The organism is Thalassotalea hakodatensis, from assembly GCF_030295995.1.
Classification (GTDB): Bacteria; Pseudomonadota; Gammaproteobacteria; order Enterobacterales; family Alteromonadaceae; genus Thalassotalea_C; species Thalassotalea_C hakodatensis.
This window is the reverse complement of the sequence record NZ_AP027365.1, coordinates 2,464,193-2,481,941: the sequence shown is the minus strand read 5'-3', so window position 1 is coordinate 2,481,941 and position 17,749 is coordinate 2,464,193. Positions and strand designations below refer to the sequence as shown.

Annotated in this window: 15 protein-coding genes; 9 read left to right on the top strand and 6 right to left on the bottom strand. The window is 37.0% G+C overall.

Annotated elements, in window-relative coordinates; genetic code table 11:
- Nucleotides 1-31: 31 nt before the first annotated feature.
- From QUE72_RS10885 to QUE72_RS10875, 3 genes are all read right to left on the bottom strand, one after another.
- The gene (locus QUE72_RS10885; protein ID WP_286268989.1) at nucleotides 32-244 is read right to left on the bottom strand and encodes a hypothetical protein; all 213 of its coding nucleotides are present in this window, start codon (nucleotides 242-244) and stop codon (nucleotides 32-34) included.
- 161 nt (nucleotides 245-405) lie between these two features.
- A complete protein-coding gene (locus QUE72_RS10880; RefSeq protein ID WP_286268987.1) occupies nucleotides 406-1,773 on the bottom strand; it encodes a sigma-54-dependent transcriptional regulator in 1,368 nt (455 codons plus the stop codon).
- Between the two features lie 2 nt (nucleotides 1,774-1,775).
- Nucleotides 1,776-3,248, bottom strand: a complete 1,473-nt coding sequence (locus tag QUE72_RS10875; protein ID WP_286268985.1) for a sensor histidine kinase — start codon at nucleotides 3,246-3,248, stop codon at nucleotides 1,776-1,778.
- Between the two features lie 314 nt (nucleotides 3,249-3,562).
- Between QUE72_RS10875 and QUE72_RS10870 the strand changes: the two genes are divergently transcribed.
- On the top strand, nucleotides 3,563-4,138 hold the full coding sequence (locus tag QUE72_RS10870) for a hypothetical protein (RefSeq protein WP_074500463.1): 576 nt from the start codon (nucleotides 3,563-3,565) through the stop codon (nucleotides 4,136-4,138).
- A gap of 73 nt (nucleotides 4,139-4,211) precedes the next feature.
- On the opposite strand, the gene QUE72_RS10865 is transcribed toward QUE72_RS10870, so the two are convergent.
- The gene (locus tag QUE72_RS10865; RefSeq protein ID WP_074500466.1) at nucleotides 4,212-4,700 is read right to left on the bottom strand and encodes a glutathione peroxidase; all 489 of its coding nucleotides are present in this window, start codon (nucleotides 4,698-4,700) and stop codon (nucleotides 4,212-4,214) included.
- A 120-nt stretch (nucleotides 4,701-4,820) separates the two neighbouring features.
- Between QUE72_RS10865 and QUE72_RS10860 the strand changes: the two genes are divergently transcribed.
- The 3 genes from QUE72_RS10860 to QUE72_RS10850 all read left to right on the top strand — a co-directional run bounded on the left by QUE72_RS10860 (nucleotide 4,821) and on the right by QUE72_RS10850 (nucleotide 9,309).
- Entirely contained in the window at nucleotides 4,821-5,690 is an 870-nt protein-coding gene (locus QUE72_RS10860; protein ID WP_407704915.1) for an NAD(P)-dependent oxidoreductase, read from the top strand.
- Between the two features lie 43 nt (nucleotides 5,691-5,733).
- The gene (locus QUE72_RS10855; RefSeq protein WP_074500469.1) at nucleotides 5,734-6,225 is read left to right on the top strand and encodes a Cif family virulence factor; all 492 of its coding nucleotides are present in this window, start codon (nucleotides 5,734-5,736) and stop codon (nucleotides 6,223-6,225) included.
- A gap of 339 nt (nucleotides 6,226-6,564) precedes the next feature.
- Nucleotides 6,565-9,309, top strand: a complete 2,745-nt coding sequence (locus QUE72_RS10850; protein ID WP_286268979.1) for a leucine-rich repeat domain-containing protein — start codon at nucleotides 6,565-6,567, stop codon at nucleotides 9,307-9,309.
- A gap of 72 nt (nucleotides 9,310-9,381) precedes the next feature.
- Here QUE72_RS10850 and sbcB read toward each other — a convergent pair whose 3' ends face one another.
- Nucleotides 9,382-10,842 carry an exodeoxyribonuclease I gene (gene sbcB / locus QUE72_RS10845; protein WP_286268977.1) on the bottom strand — a complete coding sequence of 487 codons (1,461 nt, stop codon included), beginning with the start codon at nucleotides 10,840-10,842 and terminating at the stop codon, nucleotides 9,382-9,384.
- 285 nt (nucleotides 10,843-11,127) lie between these two features.
- Between sbcB and QUE72_RS10840 the strand changes: the two genes are divergently transcribed.
- The 3 genes from QUE72_RS10840 to QUE72_RS10830 all read left to right on the top strand — a co-directional run bounded on the left by QUE72_RS10840 (nucleotide 11,128) and on the right by QUE72_RS10830 (nucleotide 14,413).
- Entirely contained in the window at nucleotides 11,128-12,747 is a 1,620-nt protein-coding gene (locus QUE72_RS10840) for a methyl-accepting chemotaxis protein (RefSeq protein ID WP_286268975.1), read from the top strand.
- A gap of 166 nt (nucleotides 12,748-12,913) precedes the next feature.
- Nucleotides 12,914-13,786, top strand: a complete 873-nt coding sequence (locus QUE72_RS10835) for a discoidin domain-containing protein (RefSeq protein ID WP_286268973.1) — start codon at nucleotides 12,914-12,916, stop codon at nucleotides 13,784-13,786.
- A 150-nt stretch (nucleotides 13,787-13,936) separates the two neighbouring features.
- Nucleotides 13,937-14,413: a GNAT family N-acetyltransferase gene (locus QUE72_RS10830; RefSeq protein ID WP_407704914.1), complete on the top strand. Its 477-nt coding sequence runs from the start codon at nucleotides 13,937-13,939 to the stop codon at nucleotides 14,411-14,413.
- 5 nt (nucleotides 14,414-14,418) lie between these two features.
- Here the strand turns inward: QUE72_RS10830 and QUE72_RS10825 are convergent, their stop codons facing one another.
- Nucleotides 14,419-15,456 (bottom strand): M14 family metallopeptidase, encoded by a 1,038-nt coding sequence (locus QUE72_RS10825; RefSeq protein ID WP_286268971.1) that lies wholly within the window; start codon nucleotides 15,454-15,456, stop codon nucleotides 14,419-14,421.
- Nucleotides 15,457-15,759: 303 nt separating this feature from the next.
- Here QUE72_RS10825 and QUE72_RS10820 point away from each other — a divergent pair, with 303 nt between their 5' ends.
- Together QUE72_RS10820 and QUE72_RS10815 are read left to right on the top strand one after the other, a co-directional pair.
- Nucleotides 15,760-16,707, top strand: coding sequence for an AAA family ATPase (locus QUE72_RS10820; RefSeq protein WP_286268967.1), 948 nt, complete (start codon nucleotides 15,760-15,762; stop codon nucleotides 16,705-16,707).
- A gap of 38 nt (nucleotides 16,708-16,745) precedes the next feature.
- Entirely contained in the window at nucleotides 16,746-17,747 is a 1,002-nt protein-coding gene (locus QUE72_RS10815) for a DUF58 domain-containing protein (protein WP_286268965.1), read from the top strand.
- Nucleotides 17,748-17,749 lie beyond the last annotated feature (2 nt).

Genomic DNA, 17,749 nt, shown 5'->3' with positions numbered 1-17,749 from the left:
AGCTGTTTAAGTGGTTGCTGGCGTATTACTTTTACTTGAGTTCAAACATCGTATAGTTTGAAATGACATTGGAAATTGCTTCACTATTACAATTGCTGAGGTGACTAATGTCTTCGATGATTTTATCTTGGATATCAACCGGAAAAAGCATTAACTGCTCTAAATATAAATGTGCTTGCGTTTCATTATTATCTGCAATTAACGTTGCTAATCGACTGGCATGACTTCTCCATAATGCGCTCATAAACTTTACCTCATGAAAAAACAAGGTGTACGTTTTCCTTGCTTATAAACTCTACACGGTCTGTTGAACCATTCTATTAAGTTTAGCCAACTATTGGTTGTTTTTTATACAAGTTTGTTATTAAAAAAAACGCATTATAGATGCTCTACTATAATAACAATCTAATCGCTTGTTATTTGGTACTTTTCGAGACGATACAAAAACGCTTTATATGACATTTGCAGGTATTTAGCTGCTTTGGTTCGATTTCCTTGATGCATTTTTAACGTTTCAGCTAAGCAATGACATTCAAATTGTTCCCAGTTAAACCCATCAGGCGGTAATGAAAAAGTGGGTATATCGTTTGCTAAATTGCTTTTGATGTCGCTTGAACCTGTTAACTCGGTATCATCATTGAGCAAGACAAATCGTTCAATGCGGTTTGATAGCTCTCTAACATTTCCTGGCCAGTGATATTCTAAAAGTTTACGGTACATTGCATCAGTTAAGGCTGTTGCTTGGCAGTGGTGTTGTTTGGCATGTACTTGGATAAAATGATCTGCTAATAATGGAATATCTTGTTGTCGCTCGCGTAATGGCGGCATGTTAATTGGCACGACATTTAACCGATAAAACAGATCTTCTCTAAAGTTACCTATTTTTACCTCATGCTCTAAGTTGCGGTGTGTTGCGGCAATAACCCTAACATTAAGATTTATCTCGTCGTTACTCCCGAGCTTAGTTATGGTTCCTTCTTGTAGAAAACGAAGTAGGTGAGCTTGCAAATTTGGTGATAGTTCACCAATTTCGTCGAGAAAAATTGTGCCGTTATTAGCTGCTTCAAAGCGACCTATTTTTGTGGTGTTTGCGCCTGTGTATGCACCTTTTTCTGCGCCAAATAATTCAGCTTCTGCTATAGATTCTGCAATGGCTCCGCAATTAATGGCGACAAACTTTTCGTTTTTACGCGAACTTTTGTCATGTAATGCTCTTGCAGCAAGCTCTTTACCGGTACCACTTTCTCCTAAAATCAATACCGTGGCATTAGTACCAGAAATTTTCTCTATTCGTTGATAAACAGCTTGCATTGCGGGGGTTTTTCCCACTAAACCGACTAGTTGTTTTTGTTCACTGAGTTGTGCATTTAATGACTTGTTTTCACCACGCAAAAGTTTGGCTTTTAATGCTTTGTCAATGGTCAACAAAAGTTCTTGTCGTTTAAAAGGTTTAGGAAGGTAGTCATCAGCTCCTTTTTGCAGTGCTTCTACAGCATGATTTATTGTGCCGTAAGCGGTGGCTATCACGAACCCTACGTCGTTTTCTTGATGTCTTATATAATTGAGCAAATCAATGCCTGTTAATTCACCTAATTTCCAGTCAGAAAAAATAACATCAAATGGCTGTTTTTTAGTGAGTAAAATTGCCGATTCTACACAGTCGGCGCTTGTGACTTTAAAGTTACTGGCGACCAAAATATCGCAGATAAGCTGTCGCTGGTCGGGCTCATCTTCGACTACTAAAATATGAAATTGAAAAGGTAATTCATTCATGCTTAAACTCCAAAGACTGCGCATGCAGTACAACCTATTTTTTGATTGTTAGTTAACGTAAGATTACCTTGATAGTGTAATGTTATTAAGCGATTGGCAATATATAACCCCATACCTGCACCTTCTGGTTTTGTTGAGATATGCGGTTGAAATAATTGCTGTTTGATATGCGAAGCTAAGCCTACACCACAATCTTTAACGGTAATTTCGATTCCTTGCTCACCATTCTGAGCGTTTATTGTGACGTTATCACCACTCTTGGATGCTTCACATGCGTTATTTATCAACGTATGTAAGATACTTCTAATTTCCGACTCAGCGCCTTTAATGGTAAGGTTTTCTTGCACATTCAAGGTAAAATTAATTGTTTTTTGTATGGTCGATTTATATTCCAGAATAATATCTTGTATGACGGCTAATATCGGCACATGTTCATCACGTGAAATGCCATTGGCAGTGAGCGTTAGCAGTGCCTTAATGCTTTTGTCTAAATGCTGTATCTTGTGTTGAATTGTGGCGAGTAGTTTATGTTTATGATCAACATCAAGCGAATCCTCTTCAAGTTGCTCAATCGATAAGCCAATTGTGTGTATTGGGTTACGTAACGCATGTGCTAAACCTCGACTCACTTCTCCAAGTTCAGCGAGGTGAGTAAGTTCTTTGTTCTGTTGTTCTGCTTTTGAAAGTTGTTCTAAACGTTGCACAAGTTTATTAAAATGAGCAATGGTGGTGCGTATTTCCTTAATACCTACTTGTGGAACATGATGTTTATAGTCACCTTGTGATAAGTGCTTAAACCCTTTGGTCAGTAACCTCAATGGCTTATTAAATTGTGAGCTTAACCAAAACGCGAATAACAGGCCAATTATGGCAACAACAATCAACATAAGTTGAATTTTTTCAAATAATGCTTTACTGCTGTCACTAATTCGACTTGTAGACACCCACGTTTGTTGATGAACATTAGGCGACTTTACAATAAACGTTTTTAAGTTATCGGGAGACTTACTTTGCCTGTCGATATTCTGTTGATGAATATTATCAATGATTGTTTTGAACTCTTTCTTGAGGATTTTTTTGTTGATGTGTACTTGCGTCTCGTTTTCTTGATGAGTTTTCTTTGAATTATTTGGGCTTTTTGGCTTAGAAGTAGGCTCCGTTGTTATATCGATAACTTTTTTATCTTCAAAACGATACACTTTTACATTAGTATTTTCAGCGTCGGTAGTTATTACTTTTTGTTCAACTTGCCATGTATGAGTGCTGTCTTTGGGCGTTTCAACAATAAAGTTTGTTGGTTGGTCATTAATTTGCTCTACCGCGAGCTCTATGACTTGTTCGGAGTATTGGCGTGCTTTTAAGTCAACTTCTTTCGCGATATTCTTTTCGATCCAATACACCAACACTAATTGAATCAAGGTTAATAATGTGATCAACCCACCAATAAGTAAAAATAGATAGCCACGCAATGACATAAGATACCAACGTATTAAAAATGTAAATTCCACTATGTTGTAACAGTAACAAGTATAATGCCAAGATAGTCGTAAAAATTATTATAATAAAAACAACGTATTAATAAAGCATGCTTTTTATTTGGCCTTGCTTACCTGCTGGGTTGACTGATATCAGGAATAACGGTTCCCGATATCAGGAAATTTTCAATGATTAATTAGTAACTTATTTTCATTAATCCCATGTAAAATAAAGAAAATTATTCATTGGCATAGTATTCGCTATTATCCTTTCGTAAACGATTATCGCATTTAATATTGAAAGGAAAATTAACATGAAAACTATAAATAAAACGACATTAGCCATTGCGTTTTCTGTATTAGGGGCTCTGAGTAGCATGTCTGCAATAGCCATGTCTACATCGGATAGTAAAGAACATCAAATTGAAGTTATCGCTGATGGTGATAAAGACGTTCAAGTTTTCGTAAAATCAAATGGTGAGGTTGCTGATTTAGTGTTATCAGAAGCGACACTTAATGATCTAACTGCATTGAAAGGTGCGTTAAGTGTTTTGCCAGAAGATTTGCGCGACAAGGTAGCAGAACAATTAGGTAACATTCATGTCGATGCAGATATGATAAAAATACATTCTAATTCAGAATCAATCTCTACTTGGACAGATGGTAACGCAGAACAAGTTTTTGTTTTCGAAATCGAAGAAGAGAGTTCTGGTAGCAATATCGCTAAGAAAATCGTCAAGGAAATTAAGCATGATGGAGAACATAAGGTCATTCAGATTAAAAAAGCTGGTCACGTTGGACCTGATCTTATCATGAAGTTGCTTGAAAAAGGCGAGTTTACCGTTGATGACTTAGATAACATTCAACAGGCACTAGATGCAAAGCGTTAATTTTTAATTCATATTCAAACGCTTTTTGCCACCTTAAAATTTAGGTGGCTTTTTTGTGACTATCTATGGAGTACTATACGGCTAATAAACGTTCAATATCATGACTAAGTTCTTCTGGTTTGGTTGTAGGGGAGTAGCGCTTAACAACGTTTCCGTTACCGTCGACAAGAAACTTGGTAAAGTTCCATTTAATTGATTTAGAGCCGAGAATACCTGGCGCTTCTTTTTTTAGAAAGGTAAATAATGGTGCTGCATTGTCACCGTTTACTTCCACTTTATCCATTAACGGAAAGTTTATCTTAAAATTTAGATCACAAAATTGTTGAATGGCTTCATTATCACCTTTTTCTTGTTTACCAAACTGGTTACACGGAAAGGCTAGGATTTCGAATCCCTTATCCTTATACTTTTGATAAAGTTCTTCTAATCCAGCATATTGAGGTGTAAAGCCACATGCACTTGCTGTGTTGATAATCAGTACAACTTTATTCTTTAAACTGTTTAACTCAAACGCTTGTTTTCTATTGGTGACAACTTGGTATTGGTAGAAGTTGTTGCTCATCTTTGGTTCCTGTGGTCGGATGTCTTGGTAACGATAATAGATAAAAGTTAATTTAACAACTATCTGATGTGCTGAATCATGTTATAAACTATGTTTTCAGTATGTTGTATAGAGATCATTATGAAAGTTGCATTTATCGGATTGGGCGTAATGGGTTACCCAATGGCAGGGCATTTAGTCAAAGCAGGGCATGAGGTTACGGTTTATAATCGCACGACAGCAAAAGCAGTTAGCTGGAGTGAAGCGTTTAATGGACAATATGCCGATACGCCAAAACAAGCGGCGCAAGGCTGCGAAATAGTGTTTGTTTGTGTAGGTAACGACGATGACGTTAGGCAAGTATTAACGGGCGAAAATGGTGTTTTCTCAGGCTTAACTAAAAGAAGTACGGTTGTTGATCATACTACCGCCTCTGCGTCTCTTGCTAAAGAAATGCATGATGTTGCAAATGAATATGGTATTGGCTTTATTGATGCCCCGGTTTCAGGGGGTCAAGCAGGTGCTGAAAATGGTGTACTAACCATTATGTGTGGAGGCGAGCAAGTAACTTTTGACAAAGTACAACCCGTGATGGACGCATACGCACGATTTAGCCAGCTAATGGGCGACATCGGTTCAGGGCAACTCGCGAAAATGGTGAATCAAATTTGCTTTGTCAATGCCGTACAGGGGTTAGCAGAAGGTCTAAACTTTGCCCAACACGCAGGGCTTGATACCGATAAATTATTGGCAACAATTTCTAAAGGTGCAGCTGGCTCTTGGCAAATGGATAATCGTGGTAAAACCATGTGTGACCGTGAATTTGATTTTGGTTTTGCTGTTGACTGGGTACGCAAAGATCTTGGTATGGCGTTTGATGAAGCTGAAAATCTCGGTGTAGATCTTACTATCACCAAACAACTTGATAATTATTATGAAGAGGTACAGGCATTAGGCGGCAATCGTTGGGATACTTCAAGCTTAATTGCTCGCTATAAAAAACCTGAGTAATAGTTTATAAACAACATACAATAACAAATAAAAGGATTACCGCATGCCAACAATACATTATATAACATTATTACTGTTGATCAGTGTCTTTACTCACTTTCAGGCTCAAGCAAATACTGAGGTAGAAAAAGAGTTAGCTGCCTTTTGGCAAGAAGCAGAAAAAACGGTTGCAACAGGTGATTTTGACGGTTATTCAGCAACTTTTCATTCAGACGCTATTTTAGTATCGGATATTGCAAAAACAAGCTACCCGATTGCTAATGCGCTAACACGCTGGAAACAAGGCTTTGATGACACCAAAGCAGGTAATATGAAAGCAGGGGTAACGTTTAAGTTTACATCATCGTTATTGAGTAACACAACGGCACATCAAACCGGTTATTTCTATTATTACAGTATAGGTAGCCAAGGTAAAAAATCACCGTTTATCGCTCATTTTGAAGCGTTATTGGTGAAACAAAATGGCAAGTGGCAGATTATGATGGAACGTCATATTAAACAAGTAGAACAGCAGGTTTGGGATAGTATTAATTAGCTTTATACGTTAATAGAGCTTTATATTTTAGGAAGATTGCGAGTTATAGCTCATATGTGTGGATGAGTACCTTGCTCGTGTTCCTGAACCTTCGACAATCGTTCTTTTGGGTTAAGCTACACTTGGTTTGATAATGTAAGAAGAAAAGCATCGTAAAACGAAGAGGCACGTAAAGTGCCTTTTTTATTATCTACAGCTATAGATTGGAAAGTTATTGTAACATTAAAGACAATATCTTCTTGTCTCGTAGTTAACATTTATGTAACAATTGTACAAATAGCAATGGACTGCTAACTGGTTGTGGCCGTCCAAATTTTATCTAAAGGATGGTACTTGACTGTGATTAAAAATAAAAATGTAGTGTTATTATCGATGTTAACACTCTTATCTATAGGTTGTGGTGGTGGAGGCTCTAGCTCTGCCTCAGCAAACATCCCGAAGCAACAAGCTAATCAATCTCCCGTGATTTCGGATTTTGGTGAAGTTACGGCTTACGAACGTGACGCCATTATTATTACAGGGAATGCTTCAGATAGTGATGGTACTATTACAAGTTATGTGTGGCAACAAACAGCGGGTACCACGGTTTCTTCACTAGTTGACGATCAAAAGGAATTGTCTTTTATTGCTCCCTCGGTGTCAGCAGATGAAACACTATCGTTTACGTTGCAAGCAACAGATAATAACGGCGCATCTGTGAGTAAATCTGTCGATATTAGCATCAGTGCTTATGACGCAATTGATAATGCAGTTTTTGAAGATAATGGCTTTAAACAGTGTTTACCAAGTTCAGCGGAAAATGATCTTGGGCTTGCTGAAATTCACTGTGATGGCATAGAATTTACGTCGTTAGCTGATTTAGCGTTATTCCCCAACCTTACCAAAGTATCTATCTCCAACGCTAAGCTTAATGATATATCAACGCTACCAGAATTAGAGCTGCTGACATATTTAGATTTATCGGATAATGGTATTCAAAACATAGATACGGTATTTGGTTTAGCTAACCTTATACATTTAGATTTGAGCAATAATAGTGTTTACTCAAATAATTTAGCGTTTGAACGTCTAGCAAAGTTACAAACCTTTTTGTTTAGTAGCGGCACATACCATTATTCTTTAGATGCTAATAGCTTTTCTGAGTTAACACAATTAACTGTGCTTGATTTAAGTAATGTTTACCTTGTAAACCCACAAGGGATAGAAAACTTGGTGAACTTAACTGATTTGAAGTTATCAAATGTTGGTTCTCGTTTTAACGCATTGAGCTTTTTAGCAAAGCTAGAAAGCCTTACGCATTTAGACATTAGTCATAATAATTATGTTACCGATTTAAGCGCCTTAGCTTTAAAAGATTCGATAACACATCTTAAGTTAAATGGCATTGGCACAACTGACTTCACACCTATCAGTGATATGACCTCATTAGTATCGCTCGATATTTCTGATAATTACGCAGAAATAGACTTGAGCGAACTTCAAGGATTGATAGACCTAGAAGCGCTAAATATGAATAATGTTAGCGCTATTAGTAATTTAGATAGTTTAAAGCAACTCACTAAATTAAAAGAACTTTCATTGCAGCGTGCAGACTTGACCAGTGTTTCTTTCGTTGAATCATTACCCAATTTAGAAAAACTAAATATCCAAGAAAATAGTCGTTTATCTGACATTAGTGGACTGTCTACTGCAACTCAACTGACTTATTTGGATATTTCAAATAACCGTAATTTAGATGATATAAGCTCACTAGAAAACCTTACCAACCTTGAATACCTAAACATTGGGCGACTTTATTATAACGCTGCAATTGATGTTTCTCCTCTTGCTGGCTTAACAAAGCTTTCAGCATTAATACTTGCTCAAAATAGCTATGAAAATCTTGAAGAGCTAGTTAATTTAACTGCGCTTGAAGAACTTTCTATTAGCTCGGCTAATATAACGACATTGTTTGATATGACAAATCTACTGTCGTTGAAATCAGTTGTGTTAGAGGACCTAACGAGCTTAACCTCTTTAGATGGCCTTGAGGGGGCTGTTAATGTGGAATCACTTTCATTAACCAGAATGTATTCTTTAAATGATATGACACCTGTTAGTGCTTTGACAAAATTAGAGACGTTAACAGTGATGAATATTAACAACGTTGAATCGATGGATTTTCTATCATCGTTAGTCAACCTAAAACAATTGGAAGTTTACGTTAATAATCATGTAACTTCATTAGATATGCTAGCTAACCTTTCTTCATTACAGTCGCTTAAAATGACAAGCATGAGTCAGTTAGTTGATATTAGTACATTAACTGATTTAATAAAACTAACGACTATTGATTTAACGAATAATTCTTCATTATTGTGTGAAGACATTAATAGCTATTTGCAAGCGAGACCTGAATCTACTTTAAAATATTCTTCTAATTGTGTTGAACGTCCAATAAACTTTGAACTGTTTGATGATGAAACACTTGCAGCATGCATACGAAACAGAGGTAATGATATCGCTGATATTACGTATATTAGCTGCTATTCGAGTGGTATTAAGTCACTTAATGGTATAGAGCAGATGAATAATATTAGTCAATTAAGCTTGTATTATCTGGGGGATGATATTGACTACGCACCTTTAAATGAACTGAAAAATCTAACTACGCTTGAGGTTATATATGGGCAATTAACTTTTATACCTGACTTTTCAGAGCTCCCTAAACTCTCTAATTTAAATTTGCGTGGCAATCGAATTGCTTCTGTTAATATTGAAAATACCTTACCAGCACTTAAGTACCTAACTCTAGAGTCTAACATTATTGATGAAATAACTTACATTGATAATATGCCGTCATTGGTTTACTTAAACCTAAAAAACAATAAGGTTTTAAATATCAGTAAGTTACAGTCGTTAGGTGAACTAACAGAACTATATTTATCATATAATGATATAAATGATGTAACGCTACTAAGTAATTTGTTGAAGTTAAATTACTTAAACCTCTATGGAAATGAAAATATAGATTGTGCTCAAATTGAAGATTTAGAACAAAGCATCAGTAATTTGAGTGTCAATGTACCAAGGCATTGCCAATAATTCGTTACGATATGTTTAGCTTTAAAAAGGCGTCACTTACTCTAAGTGACGCCTTTTTTTGAATTGATTTAACTAAACACTTCCTTGTAAATACTCATACAAGGCTTTTAACACTGCCACTTTGCTCTGATCACTCTCATGTTCATGCACAAGATTTTCAATTTTTAGCATAAATTCATCAGCAGAAAGGATACCTTTACCACCATACTGCAATTTACTTTGGCAATAGCTCTGCCATTTTAATTGTTCTTCGTTATTAAGCGTTTGAGGATAGTTTCTAGCTCTAAACCTGAATAACAAGGTTGATAAACGCTCATCTTGAAACTGAAACGGGTGTGTTGCCAATTGTTCTATTGGCAATTGGTGCAATATGTCCATTTGCGCTTTATCGCTTGAGCTGAAAAAAGCACCGCCATATAATGCTTCTTCAGCATCAGGCTGTTCGTCATCATCAAAAGATTCTGGTGCAAATACATCACTTAACTTGTCCCGTATTTCAACGTGCATTTTTAGTTTTGCTAGGTTCTCTAAACAAGTCTCGCGCGGGATCGCTAATCGTTCTGCATTTTCGGGTAATAACGTTTTAGCAGGCGCAACAACAGGGCATTTATTAACATGAATAAGTTTAACGGGAATGGGTAACTCGTCTTCCGCCAACTCATCATGTCTTGTATATAATCGTGCTTTGATTTCCTCGCTACTCAATTCAAACAAGGGAGTGGGATCTTGTGCTAAATCAATGGCGATTACGGCGTTTTTATTTTGTGGATGATACGCAACCGGCGCAAACCAACTAGTGCAGCCATGGATAGATGAAATTTTACTCGATGTATGAACAACAGGGGTCATGTTGTAAACATCTAATAATTCACTCACGTGCTTTTTACTACGTAAATCAAATAAAAACTCGTAAAGTTTGGGTTGTTTTTCTTTAATGAGCTTTGCCATAGCAATCGTTGCATAAACATCACTCATTGCATCATGCGCGGCTTCATGGTTTATGCCATTCGCTTGAGTCAGCAATTCCAGCCGAAAGCTAACGCGCTCTTCACCTGTTAGTTTATCTACAACCTTTGGCCACTCAATACCTTCTGGTCTTAAAGCGTAACAAGCCCTAACCATATCGATAATATCCCAGCGGCTATTACCATTTTGCCATTCACGCGCGTAGGGGTCATAAAAGTTTCGATAAAACAAATAACGGGTTACTTCATCATCAAAGCGAATGTTGTTATAGCCTGCTACACAAGTATTCGCTTGAGAAAAAAGCTGATGAATGCGATGAGCAAAATCGGCTTCTGACATGCCATCTCGTAATGCTTTTTGAGGGGTAATGCCTGTTACTAATGCTGCTTCAGGGTGCGGGAGGTAATCACTAGGCGGCTGACAATAGAACATTTCAGGCTCACCAATAATGTTCAAATCAAGATCTGTTCGAATACCTGCAAATTGTGATGGTTTGTCATATTTAGGGTTGATGCCCCATGTTTCGTAATCGTGCCACAAAATGGTGGGTTGTTGCTGACTAACCATAGAAAGAATATTACCTTAGACATTATTGGAAACTGGTTATCACATTCATGTAGATTGATGATAAGTACTGTATTGAATACAGCAATTATAGGAATGACATCATTCACTTATCAACCCATTTCGTGATTAATATTTGCTGGCATACTTCAAAGCCTTTTAATGCACCTTATTCCATGGTTCTGTTAACGCGAGGTTTCTTTCGTTGCTTGTTGTGAATATATAGCTTTGTTTTTTATAAATCTATACTAGTATTTAAGAAAGTTAACTAATTATTGAAGAATAACAATGAGCTGGACAATATTAAGAAAACTGCAAGCCTTATCATTGGCAATAGTCGTTGTGTTTACGTTAGCGCTGTTGGTGATTAAATTTTATAGCAATGAAATTGGAGATAAATTTAATCAGTTTTATCAAAATAACTTTACCACATCCATGCAGTTTGAACGTATCAAAGAAGTCCAAGTTGATACTATGTTAAATATAAGAGGTCTACAGATAAGTTACTTACTAACGTTAGAAGAACAAACCGAAGGGTACTTATCAACAATTGCTGAAAATCATCAACAAACCCCGAATTTAGTGAATAAAATTGTCGCGTCATATCAAGGTGATAAAAGTAAAATAACCCAGCTAAAAAGCTTAATTGAGGATTATCAGACAAAAGCAGATGACTTTGTAAAAGCGATGGAAAGTGCACCTGATAATAAAGCACCATATCCAATATTTAAATCGTTTGTTGATAGTTATTATGTCTTAGTGGATTTCTTCGATGATTTTAAACAGCATGTAGACCGTTCAGCATTAGACACTAAGCAAGAGATTGAACAAGCCATTTCCATTGCTTCCTATGTTTTCTATATTGGTTTACTACTTTCCCTTGTTGTATCTATCATACTAAGTCAACTGATTGCACGTGGTATTAGTAATGCAGTCACCCAAGTTAAAGACGTTGCGTTTAAACTGTCGAAAGGTTTACTGAATGTTTCTTGCGCAGTATCAACGCGTGATGAAATGTCAGAGTTAGCAAAGTCGATAAATACAACGGTAGAGAGATTGCGTAACACAATGGCAGATATTAAATCTTCTGGCGATATTGTGGCGAGTAATAGCGATGAAGTGCTGAGTTATAATAATCAGTTGCAAGATGGCGCACATGCTATTACTGATAACATTGATCTCGTGGTTACTGCGATAGAAGAAATGGCGCAAACCAGTCAGAACATTGCGCAAAATATTACGCAAACAGCTGCAGCAGCCGGTGAAATTAATGACTTGGCGGGTGTCAGTTTATCTGCCTCACAAGAATCTGTTAAGGAAATCGAAATACTGGTAAATGCTTTGAAAGAAACGGGTAATACGGTTGATAATTTAAAGTCTGAAACCGTTAATATTGAAAAAATCCTTGATGTCATTAAAGCGATCTCTGAACAAACAAACTTACTGGCGTTAAATGCTGCGATAGAAGCTGCAAGAGCGGGAGAACAAGGCCGCGGGTTTGCGGTTGTAGCAGATGAAGTAAGAGGCTTAGCTCAGCGATCGCAAACTTCAGTAAACGAGATCGAAACCTTACTCGGTAGTTTAACGACTGCCGGCGATCAAGCACAGGTACAAATGAATCAAAGTAGTGATTTAGCGCACTCACTCAATGAACGCGTATCTCATAGTAACGAGTTAATGGAAGATATTCGCCATAAAGTAAATGATGTGAATAGCCAGGCGCATGAAATTGCAACCTCAGCTGAAGAACAAAGTACAGTTGTTGTTGAAATAAGTAAAAATATGCATGATATAAAAGCATTAGTTGATCAAAATGCAGTATTCGTGAATACCTCAAATGAGAAAAGTAACGAAATGAAAAATGCTAGCAGTCATGTATTATCGCAGCTCGACTATTTTACGATTTAATGATTACTCCAAATTATTGCTCCTTATTTATTGTATTTAAAATGTGAGGAGCACGTAGCGCTTGGATTGTTTGAGCTCAACTTTAACCAGTAAAGTCAAAAACTTGTCAGTTACATTGGCATTAATCTTGAAAAGCAGTATGACAACTTTTATTAGGGATTAATGTATGAAAAAGATCGCACTGCTATCACTCTTTTGTTTACCACTATTCACACAAGCGGATGTTGTGGAGTACAAAGGCAAGGTAACTGATATTTTAATCGGTAAGTCGCAACTGATTAAGGTGGGTGTAGAAGAATCTGATGAACAATCAATTACTTGTTGGAAGCAAGAGTCAGATCAGCCGTGGTTATTTACTTTTGAACGTGGTTATGATTATTCAAATGATTGGTTTGATGTTTTGAACTTAGTGCGTAGAACACAAGAAACGATACGAATTGGCTACGCAGAAAATGAAGATAGTGAATGCGCGATTGAATATATTGCGCTATTAAAAGGTGACGGAATAGTTGATGATGGCCAAGTGGGTGATTCGCTAGAGCGTACTGGACAATACGGTAATATTGCACAAATCTACACTAACGGATTGACTGAGTCGAGCTATCATGCAAGTGATAATTACGGCGCAGACGTGCCAGCTGCAGCATTTGATGGTCATATTTTTAATGAGCAAATTGTTGACGGTGAAGGTAGCCTGATTAATCGGGGAATTTGGTTAGTCAAAAAAGATACCGAAAATAAAGAAACTACATATTGGCTGCAAGTTGAGTATGAAGAACCTGTCACCATATCCGGTTTTAGAGTGATGCTTAATACAAAAGCAACAGAGCTTGGTCGTGGGCCACGACATGTAACAATATTAACCTCGCTTGAGGGCGATCAATTTGAAGAACAAGGCCAATACAATTTAGGCAAGTCGATTGACCAAAGAGCAAATTTGCCGACAAAGGTCGAAGCTAAAATATTTAGAATTCAGGTGAATTCTAATCAAGGCGACGCTTTTATTGAAATAGATGAACTTGAAGTTTATTCAAATTAAATATTTCTATTTTTGTTAGCTTGATGAAAAGGGGCGTTAGTCCCTTTTCATCAAGCTAACGTTGTCTTATAGATGAATTTATTTCACTTTTCAGTGATGAATTTTTTGTTAACATGTTCAATAGTTTCCGCCTAATATAAACAAAATATCTTGAAAAAATCTGATATATTGATTGAAGAAGATGATTTAACTGACGGTCAAATCGTTAGCATACTCGAAGAACACCTCAAAGATATGTTTGCGAATTCTCCCGCAGAAAGTGTACATGCACTTGATACCCAAGCACTTAAACAACCTAATATTACTTTTTACTCCTTTAAGTATTCAGGTAAAACCCTAGGTTGTGTCGCCATTAAAACGCATAGTGAAACGGTCGCAGAAATAAAGTCTATGCGCACAATAAACGAAGCGAGAGGTCAAGGGGTGGCAACTCGTTTACTAAACTACGTGATGAATCAAGCCACAATAAAGGGTTATACATCCCTTCACTTAGAAACAGGATCAATGGTTTTTTTTAAACCTGCCCGTGATTTATATCTACGTCACGGCTTTACCGAATGCGGGCCATTTGCTGGTTATCAGAGTGATCCAAACAGCATTTTCATGACACATAAACGCTCACATTAGCAAAATTAGCTATTTGACATGTTGACGATATAAAACAAGCAGTCATTTTTTGCAACGTCAACATTATTTGTTGCCATAAACACTTTTAGGCACGTTAGGCTAATTAATTGATTGTCTCTAACAGCAAAATATTTATCAATAACATTGTCTCCAACATCATTGATTAACATTAAGTTATTTAGACCATGTTCATCAAGCCAACCAAGCATTTGTCCTTCTTTTACCCCGCCATAATTAAGTTGTTCTATTTTATTGATAAATGTAACACCTGAATAACCTTCGTCGTGTTGTGAAAAATGTAAATCAACATCAGCATTAACCATTAAACATAAAGGTTTATAGATGATCTTGACATTATTTTTTTGATGATAATTTGATAAGTTAGGGCAGTGGGCAAGCTCTGTTATACCCTGCAAAGCAACTGCATGGGCTTGTTCATCTTTTGAACCACCACATTCAATGGTGATCACCGGACAGCCAAAGTTTTGCTCCATTAACGCACCTCGGGATAGACCAGATAAAACCAAAGTGTCACAAAAAAATGAGCTAGCAGTTAAACCATCGTTTGAAACTAAAGGAGTAACCCCAAATGAAGGGCCATCACTCGGCGTGTTATGAATATCAATAACAACTTCAGGTGATACTTCCTTGATCGCCTGAGCGATAAGATTTGCGCGTTGGTAATATCCATGATTTAAATTACTGCCAAAACAACGATTAATATCAATACCATTTGCTAAATAACAGGTTGTTAATAAGGGAGTGCTTGTTGCTGCTTCAACTGACACAATAATAAAACGTAAGTTGGTTTCAGGTTTATTGTCATGTGAATCACCCGTAAGCCAACGGTGCATGGCAATAAATCCTGACGGTCCATTACCATGTAATAATGTCGTGATAACGCGTGTTCTATCAACATTTTTTCCCGAAATATCAATGATGGTCGGCACATCTAGGGATAATAAAAACTGCTGAAAGTCACCTTTTAGTAGCATTTGATCTGGGTTTTTTAAGTACTCAATGGCTTGAAAATCTAGTTCCATGCTGTGTTAACCTTCGTTGATTACGTCACGGTTTAAAAGTCGAAAGGTATAAGTCGTTTATTATCAGTAACCAGTACTAGCAGTTTAATGCCAAAGAGACAGACACCTATTCAGAAGTAAGCATATTAAAGGCCTTTTAAGTCTTAAATGTTGATGAAAATCAAATTTTGAACTATTTGTCTTGGTTTATTACATGGAGAAGTCACGATAATTTTGTATTCATAAAGATTTATTCCGCTAGGTTTGTTTGCAAGTTGAAATATATGTTTTAATGGCTGTTCGTCTGTAAATGAGTGAGTTGATATGTCAGATTATATTGAAAACATCATTGCGCAAATTGAACGTGTTGTGATTGGAAAGCCTGAACAAGTAAAACTCTCGTTAGCGTGTTTGTTAGCAAAAGGGCATTTACTGATTGAAGATCTACCTGGAATGGGTAAAACTACATTGGCGCACGTATTAGCAAGTACCTCAGGATTAAGCTATCAACGTGTGCAATTTACCAGTGATTTGTTACCGGCAGATATCATTGGTGTTTCAATATTCGATCAACAACAACTTGCGTTTACGTTTCACAAAGGGCCTTTATTTAATCAAGTAGTACTTGCTGATGAAATAAACCGCGCCAGCCCAAAAGCGCAGAGTGCATTGTTAGAAGCGATGGAAGAAAATCGCGTTAGTGTTGATGGTGTCACCTATGAGTTACCTGAACCATTCTTTGTTATTGCTACTCAAAACCCACTTTTTCATGCGGGTACATACCCCCTACCAGAATCTCAACTTGATCGCTTTATGATGAAAATATCGTTAGGCTTTCCAGATCGTGCATCAGAAAAGGCGATATTAAAAGGAGATAATGCGCGCTTGTTTGAACAACTGCCTGCATGTATTAATTTAACCCAGTTAGCGGCCATTCAAGAAGAGGTAAACATAGTCTATGTCGCTGATGAGTTAATTGATTATGTGGTCGCATTATGTGAACGTTCTCGACATACCAACTTATCAGTGAATCCATTATCGCCTCGCGCAGGTAAATCGCTTATAGCTGCAGCTAAAGCGTGGGCATATATTCATCAACGTGATCATGTTTTACCGGACGATATAAAAGCAGTGTTTAATTCCGTTTGTGAGCATCGTTTAGTGGGCAGTCGACAACAGCCTCAGGGTGATAGTCAATACCAAGGCAATTCATCATTAGCTGAGCAGCTATTGTCATCGGTTAATAGTCATCAACCTTTTGAATACTCATAGCTAGAAGAACAATGTTTAGTTCGATAAAAATATCAATAATGAAACGTTTCACTGCGTTTGTTGATAAAAGGCTACCTGAACATGCTCGACATGTACTAACACATAGAACAATTTATATTTTACCAACCGGTTTTGGTTGCTGTTTTTTAGGCTTTATTTTATTACTGTTTGTTTTAGGTACAAACTATCAGAATAACCTTATTTTGTTTGTTAGCTATTTGTTATCAAGTGCATTTATTGTTGCCATGCTTTACAGTTTTCATAACCTGTTAGGCATCGAAGTATCATGTCAGGGGGAATACTTTGTTCAGACTGAACAAGAACTTAAACTTGAAATTGATATAAAAAGTTCTCGTGAAATTTATCATGTTTTTTATGGATTTGAACAACAAAATCGACAGTTTACTCACGTTGCTGGAAGCAAAAATTCATTAAAAGCAATATTGTTATTTAATCATCGAGGTGTGAAAAAAGTCGGTCGTTTTACCCTATTAAGTGAATTTCCGTTAGGCCTATTTAAAACATGGACATACGTGAGGTTTCCTCTATCTGTTGTGGTGTATCCGCACCCTATAGCTTGTCAACTTGTTGAATTAACTAATGTTACGGTTCAAGATGATCTAGGCCTTACCGCCCAACCATTATTCGAAGGTGATGACTTTTATGCGCTTGCGCCGTATCAACAAGGTTGGCCATTAACGCGAGTGGCATGGAAAAACGTAGCGAAAGGGCAAGCATGGCAAATTAAGCAAACAGCTCACTATGTACGTTATGATCGTCATGTATTGCGTTTGGCCGACATGCCAGGTCGTGATCTTGAAACACAATTAAAGCAACTATGCTATTTGGTGCTTGATTTAAGCTATGGGCAGCAACCCTTCTCATTGGCGTTAGACCATCAAATGATCGCTGAATCGCAAGGCGAGAAACATAGCCAACAATGTTTACGTTTAATTGCTCAATATGGCACTGATCAAGATAGTAAAACGCATTCCTCTATTGACGATAAAGAGTTACATCGTCACACGATAGGTTGCTAAAC

Bases quoted from the DNA above. Each gene is read 5' to 3' on its own strand.
- sbcB (WP_286268977.1), bottom strand. From the start codon at position 10,842: ATGGTTAGTCAGCAACAACCCACCATTTTGTGGCACGATTACGAAACA.
- QUE72_RS10865 (WP_074500466.1), bottom strand. From the start codon at position 4,700: ATGAGCAACAACTTCTACCAATACCAAGTTGTCACCAATAGAAAACAA.
- QUE72_RS10820 (WP_286268967.1), top strand. From the start codon at position 15,760: ATGTCAGATTATATTGAAAACATCATTGCGCAAATTGAACGTGTTGTG.
- QUE72_RS10860 (WP_407704915.1), top strand. From the start codon at position 4,821: ATGAAAGTTGCATTTATCGGATTGGGCGTAATGGGTTACCCAATGGCA.
- QUE72_RS10840 (WP_286268975.1), top strand. From the start codon at position 11,128: ATGAGCTGGACAATATTAAGAAAACTGCAAGCCTTATCATTGGCAATA.
- QUE72_RS10835 (WP_286268973.1), top strand. From the start codon at position 12,914: ATGAAAAAGATCGCACTGCTATCACTCTTTTGTTTACCACTATTCACA.
- QUE72_RS10815 (WP_286268965.1), top strand. From the start codon at position 16,746: ATGAAACGTTTCACTGCGTTTGTTGATAAAAGGCTACCTGAACATGCT.
- QUE72_RS10880 (WP_286268987.1), bottom strand. From the start codon at position 1,773: ATGAATGAATTACCTTTTCAATTTCATATTTTAGTAGTCGAAGATGAG.
- QUE72_RS10825 (WP_286268971.1), bottom strand. From the start codon at position 15,456: ATGGAACTAGATTTTCAAGCCATTGAGTACTTAAAAAACCCAGATCAA.
- QUE72_RS10870 (WP_074500463.1), top strand. From the start codon at position 3,563: ATGAAAACTATAAATAAAACGACATTAGCCATTGCGTTTTCTGTATTA.
- QUE72_RS10885 (WP_286268989.1), bottom strand. From the start codon at position 244: ATGAGCGCATTATGGAGAAGTCATGCCAGTCGATTAGCAACGTTAATT.
- QUE72_RS10855 (WP_074500469.1), top strand. From the start codon at position 5,734: ATGCCAACAATACATTATATAACATTATTACTGTTGATCAGTGTCTTT.
- QUE72_RS10875 (WP_286268985.1), bottom strand. From the start codon at position 3,248: ATGTCATTGCGTGGCTATCTATTTTTACTTATTGGTGGGTTGATCACA.